Source organism: Massilia sp. ST3 (assembly GCF_018119405.1).
GTDB lineage: Bacteria > Pseudomonadota > Gammaproteobacteria > Burkholderiales > Burkholderiaceae_D > Telluria.
This window is the reverse complement of the sequence record NZ_JAGPWC010000010.1, coordinates 89,319-95,507: the sequence shown is the minus strand read 5'-3', so window position 1 is coordinate 95,507 and position 6,189 is coordinate 89,319. Positions and strand designations below refer to the sequence as shown.

General features: G+C 64.0%; 4 protein-coding genes. All 4 read left to right on the top strand.

Features of this window, described 5'->3' with window-relative positions:
• Positions 1 to 381: TonB family protein (locus KBW98_RS05410; RefSeq protein WP_211519104.1), on the top strand; the 381-nt coding region annotated here is incomplete at its 5' end.
• A gap of 273 nt (positions 382 to 654) precedes the next feature.
• Positions 655 to 1,743: a polysaccharide biosynthesis/export family protein gene (locus KBW98_RS05405; RefSeq protein WP_229428998.1), complete on the top strand. Its 1,089-nt coding sequence runs from the start codon at positions 655 to 657 to the stop codon at positions 1,741 to 1,743.
• Between the two features lie 14 nt (positions 1,744 to 1,757).
• On the top strand, positions 1,758 to 4,049 hold the full coding sequence (locus tag KBW98_RS05400; RefSeq protein WP_211519102.1) for a polysaccharide biosynthesis tyrosine autokinase: 2,292 nt from the start codon (positions 1,758 to 1,760) through the stop codon (positions 4,047 to 4,049).
• Between the two features lie 991 nt (positions 4,050 to 5,040).
• Positions 5,041 to 6,168, top strand: coding sequence for a choice-of-anchor Q domain-containing protein (locus KBW98_RS05395; protein ID WP_211519101.1), 1,128 nt, complete (start codon positions 5,041 to 5,043; stop codon positions 6,166 to 6,168).
• The last annotated feature ends 21 nt before the right edge of the window (positions 6,169 to 6,189 follow it).

Genomic DNA, 6,189 nt, shown 5'->3' with positions numbered 1-6,189 from the left:
CCGGCCGTCATGACGCCGGACGGGCGGCGCGTCGTGGACGACGGCCGCGAGCGCGACGTCCCGCTACGGCTGTACGTCGACAGCGTGCGCCAGAAGCTCGAACGCAATGCGGTGCTCGGCGGTGCGCGCTTGTCCTTGCGCGAGGTGCGCATCGATCCCCTGGTCAGCTTGTCCCTGCGCAGCGATGGCAGCATCGACGACGTCACCATCCTGCGCTCCAGCGGCCGCCCCGACATGGACGAGGCGGTGCGCCGCTTCGTGCGGCTGAACGCCCGCTACTCGGCATTCCCGCCCAACGTGGCGGCGCGTTTCGATGTCATCGAGATCCGCCGTGTGTGGGCTTTTGCCGACGGCTTGAAGCTGATGGAAGAGATGCGTTAAGCGCTTTTCGTCCGCGCCGGATCATTTAATCCCGTCCTTTGACGCGCTGCAAAACCAGGCCTGATAGACCCCGTACGCTGAGCTGAACGGCTCAAGTAACGCGTCTATTTTTGATAGGCAACAATCATGGCTTCGTTTTGTTCAGGTGCAATATCGGGTTGCCGATGCGCAGTACGCGTGCGGCGCACTTTCCTGTCCCTGCCTTGGCGGCTGGCGCCGCCTTTGCTTTCGCTGCTGCTTTCACCGCTACGTTCACTGCTGCGAGCATTGCTGTTGCCGCTGCTGCTTCCGGCATTGGCGCTGTCCGGCTGCGCCACCGGTCTCGGCTTCGATTCGCACGCCGGTCCGGCGGGCGGAGGCGCGGCCCCGCCCACCGAGCTCATCACCGAGCAGCTGATCGCGGCCGAGCTCCAGGCGGCCGCAGGCGCGGCGCGCCAGGACCTGACGCCCTTGTTCGTGGCGCACCCGCCGCCGTACACCATCGGCCGCGGCGACGTCCTGGCCATCGTGGTCTGGGACCATCCCGAGCTTGCTGCCGGCGGCATGAATTCGGCCACCGCCCTGGCCGACAGCGGCGGCGCCGCCGCCTCCAATGCCGCGCCGCCCGGTTTCGCGGTCGACCACATGGGACGCATCCAGTTCCCCCTGATAGGCCTGCTGACAGTCGAGGGATTGACCGAGGAACGCGCCCGCGAGCTGCTGACCCGCAAGCTGGCACGCTACATCGCCCATCCCAACCTGACGCTCCGGGTCCAGTCCTACCGCAGCAAGCGCGTCTATGTCGACGGCGAGGTCCGTACGCCCGGCCTGCAGCCGATCGACGATATCCCCATGACCCTGGTCGAAGCGCTCAACCGAGCCGGCGGCATGACGCCCACGGCGGACCAGAGCCGCATCGTCCTCGAGCGCGGCGAGCGGCGCTATACGGTCAACCTGCGCGAACTGGTCCAGAAGGGCGTCAACCCGGGCGCCATCCTGCTGGCCCACGGCGACGTGGTGCGGGTCCATTCGCGCGACGAAAGCAAGGTCTTCGTCTCGGGCGAGGTGATCACGCCGAAAGCGCTCACCATGCACAACGGCCGCCTGACCCTGAACGAGGCGCTCGGCGAAACCGGCGGCATCAGCCCCCTGAGCGGCGACGCGCGCCAGGTCTATGTGGTGCGCAAGACGCTTGATCGCACCCGCGTATTCCGGCTCGACGCCCGGGCAAGCGGGGCGCTGGCGATGGCGGAAGCCTTCGAACTGCGGCCGAAGGACGTCGTGTATGTCGCCGCCTCGCCGCTGGCGAACTGGAACCGCCACCTGAGCCTGCTGTTCCCGGGCGCGCTGACCTCGGCCGTCGGCGTCACCACCCGGCCCTGACCGGAGAAGCCGCCATGACCACGCCGCACGACCCGCATCCGCACCCGCTGAGCCCTGTGTATCACAGTCCGCCGCCGGTGCTATCGGTACCCTTCGATCCGCGCCCGCCGGAAGCGCCGGCCGAGGAACCGGGCGTCGACCTCAAGGGCTACCTCAACACCCTGTACGACAGCCGCTGGCTGATCGGCTCCATCACCGCCTTCATCACGGTGGTCGCGGTGCTCTACGCGCTGGTGGCCAAGCCGGTATACGAAGCCAACCTGATGATCCACGTCGAGGAGGAAAGCCCGACCGCGTCGAAGAACATCCTGAGCGAAGCCTCGTCGCTGTTCGAGACCAAGAAGGCGGCCATCGCCGAGATGGAGCTGCTGCGTTCGCGCATGGTGGTCTCGCGCGCGGTCGACAACCTCCAGCTCTACGTCCAGGTCCAGCCCAAGTACTTCCCGGTGGCCGGTTCCTGGATCGCCAACCAGAACAGCGGCGCGCTGTCGCGCCCCGGCCTGTTCGGTCACGGCGGTTTCGTCTGGGGCGGCGAAAAGGCGGTGGTGTCGGTATTCGAGGTGCCGGACAGCTGGCTGAACCGCGAATTCATCATCACCGCGCGCCCGGGCAACCGCTACCGCTTTTCCGGCGGCGGGCAGCGGATCGCCTTCGACGCCACGGTCGGCCACCGCTACCGGGTGCGCACACCGGACGGCCTGGTCGAGATCAAGGTCGACCGCCTGCATGCCAATCCCGGCGCGCGCTTCCGGATCAAGCGCAATTCCCGCCTCGGCACCATCCAGGCGATCCAGAACGCGATGGTGATCACGGAGCAGGGCAAGCAGTCCGGCGTCATCGAGGTCAAGCTGCAGGGCGAGAACGCCGAGCGCATCAACGCGCTGCTCAGCGAGATCGGCCGCGAATACATGCGCCAGAACCTGGCGCGCAAGACCGAGGAAGCCGAGAAGTCGCTGGCATTCCTGAACCAGCAGCTGCCGATCCTGAAGCGCCAGTTGGAGCAGTCCGAAGACCGCTACAACCAGTTCCGCAACGCCCACGGCACGGTCGACCTGCGCGAGGAAGCCCGCATGAGCCTGACCCAGGCCGCCGCCGCCCGCACGCGGCGCATGGAACTGGTCCAGAAGAAGGCCGAACTGCTGTCCCGCTTCACCGAGGACCATCCGGTGGTCGCCGCGATCAACCGCCAGCGCCGCGAAGTCGACGAGGAGATCGAGGCCATCGACACCCGCATCCGCAAGCTGCCGGTCATGGAACAGGACGAGGCGCGCCTGACGCGCGACATCAAGGTCAAGACCGATCTCTATACGGCGCTGTCGAACACCGCGCAGCAACTGCGCCTGATCTCGGTCGGCCGCGTCAGCAACGTGCGCCTGGTGGACGCGCCGATGGCGCCCGAACGGCCGATCAAGCCCAACCGGCCACTGATCGTGGCGCTGGCGGTGATCACCGGCTTGTTCCTCGGGACCCTGATCGCCTTTACCCGTAAGGCCATGCGCGGCGGGATCGACGATCCGGCCAAGGTCGAACGCCTGCTGCGCGCCAAGGTCGTGTACGCGTCCATTCCGCACAGCGTCAACGAGGATAAGCTGATGCGCAAGGTCAGGGGCGACGGCGTGCTGCCACTGCTGGCCCAGATCCTGCCGGAGGACCCGGCGGTGGAAAGCCTGCGCAGCTTCCGCGCGGCGCTGCAGTTTTCGATGCCCCACTTCCGGAACAACATCGTGATGTTCGCCGGGCCCACGCGCGGCGTCGGCAAGTCCTTCGTCACTGTCAACTTCGCCGCCGTGATGGCGGCCAGCGGCAAGCGCGTGCTGCTGATCGACGCTGACTTCCGCAGCGGCCGCCTGCACCGCTATTTCGGCGTCGCCCGCGATAACGGCTTGTCCAAGGCGATCAACGGATCGACGCCACTGGACGACATCATCCACCATAACGTGATCGACAACCTGGACTTCATCCCCACCGGGTCGATGCCGCCGAACCGCTCGGACTTCCTCCTGCACGCGAATTTCAGCAGCCTGCTGGAGACCATGAGCGCGAACTACGACCTGGTGCTGATCGACATGGCGCCGCTCCTGCTGGCGGCCGACGCGCTGGTCGTCGGCGCGCGAGCGGGCGCTGTCTTCCTGCTGGCGCGCGCACGGGTGACGACCGACGCCGAGATCACCGAGTCGGTCAAACGGCTGAACCATGCGGGCCTGTCGCCGCAAGGAGTGCTGTTCAATAACATCACCTACGGCATCGGCCGGTCACATACCCAGTTCCAGGCCGGGCCCATCGGCCAGTTGAAATACGCCGAGTGAGACGCTTGCCGGCGCCAGGGACGGCGGATCACGGGCCACGCTCCAGGAAACGTGACATGCCGAGGGTGGGTTGGACTGGCGACCATAAGCGCCAGCTTCGCGGCGCGGATGGAGCGGACTGGGTGGTTGGGATGTGGTCTCCGAAGCGGCTTGGCCATATTGCCGCTGCTCCCTATCGCTGTGCGCGGACCGGGAGCGCTGGACGGCCCAGGTAAGCCCTGTCTGATCCTCTAAAGTGCTCTGCACGGGCGTCCAACCATGGACGACCGCCTGATTGCGCGCGTCGCCGGGTTTTTCCGAACGCGTTGCGGCGATCCTTGGTCGCTCAAGTCCGGTAAAGAAGAGCTCGGAGTCCTGGAGCCCGCGAGCAGTCGTGTCGCCTTGCCGATCCTTGCAACGCGTGGGTGAGCCATCGTAGCGGGTCTCATTTCGTCATCGTTTCTGGGATGCTAGAAGAAGCTCGTCATTACAGCCGAGCACGTCCACAGTATTCCCGCTGATCCCCTTCAGCCTCCTTCCCCCAGCGCGGTTTTTCGGCACTGTCCGCTTCGGCGTAATGCTCGTCAGTACATCCCTCTGAGCGGCGTAATTACATATGCCGGAGCAATTTCCATTAGGAAATTTCCGTTTGTAATTGAATACTGCAGGAAACTTTTTCTTGGAATCCATTGAACTTAGGAAGTTTTTTGGCCTCCAAGCTACTCCTTTACATCATTGAAGTGATTTGAGATAGAGGAATGGTTCTTTCAGGAAATCTTCTTTTGTAGTTCGATATCGCGGGAATTTTTTCCGTAAATCTATTGAACTTTGGAAGTTTCCACCATTCAAAGCTACTCCTTTAGATCATTGGAGCAGCGATGCGTAAAGATAGATTCCCAGAAGGAATATCCATTTGCTGTTCAATACCACAGGAAATTTTTCCGCAAATCTATTGAACTTAAGAAGTTTCCAGTACTCAAAGCTACTCCATTCATTATTAAGGCAATCTGAAATGCAAAAAGCAGTCAAGTTCTCCCTGAATGTCCGTTCCGCCCTGATGTCGACCGCCAGCGCAGCAGTGCTGTTCGCCGCCTGCGGCAGTGCGATGGCCGCCCACATCTACGTTTCGCCCACTGGCTCCGATTCCAACCCGGGCACCCAGACCCGCCCGGTCAAGACGATCACCCGCGCCGACGCCCTGGCTACCCCGGGTTCCGTCGTCCACGTTGCGCCTGGCGTCTATAAAGTCTCGGCTCCATCGGCTGGCAGCGTCGGCATCCGGACCAGCAAGAGCGGCACTGCGACCGCCCGCATCAAGTTTGTCTCCGACGTGAAGTGGGGCGCCAAGATCATCGTCTCGGGCACCGGCATCACCTGGGATTCGCGCGGCAGCTACGTCGACATTGACGGCTTCGACATCTCCGGTAGCGGCCGTCACGGCATCCTGGCTGCCGGCCGTAACCTGAGCATGACCAACAACTTCATCCACGACCTGACCATCAGCGGCGGCTGCACCGGCGGCGGCGGCGCGGCGATCGACACCTACGGCCCAGTCGGCAATGTGCGTATCGACAGCAACGTGGTGCGCAACATCGGCTACAAGATGATCGGCACTTGCAACACCGTGCAGGGCATCTATATCGCCAATGCCAACAACGTCGTGACCAACAACATCGTCTCGGGCGTGGCGGCGGTCGGCATCCAGCAGTGGCACGGCGCCACCGCGTCGACGATCGTGAACAACACGACCTTCCACAACAAGATGGGCATCCTGCTGGGCCAGGGCGACTCGGGTACCACGACCGGTTCGGCGAACAACTACGTCGCCAACAACATCGTGTACGACAACACCACCTACGGCATCGTCGAAGGCGGCAAGATGGGCACCAACAACCGTTACGCGAACAACCTGGTCGCCCGCAGCGGCACCAACTGGAAAGTGAAGGGCACCGTGAGCGGCACCATCTCGTCCGAACCGCTGTTCGTGAGCTATTCGGCGACCGGTACCGGTAACTACAAGGTGAGCAGCAGCTCGCCGGCCATCGACCGCGGCACCTCGCTGCAGGCTCCCAAGGTCGACTTGGCAGGCGTGGCCCGTCCGCGTGGCGCAGCAGTCGACGTCGGCGCCTACGAGTTCTAATCAAGCCGGCCGCTACTCAAC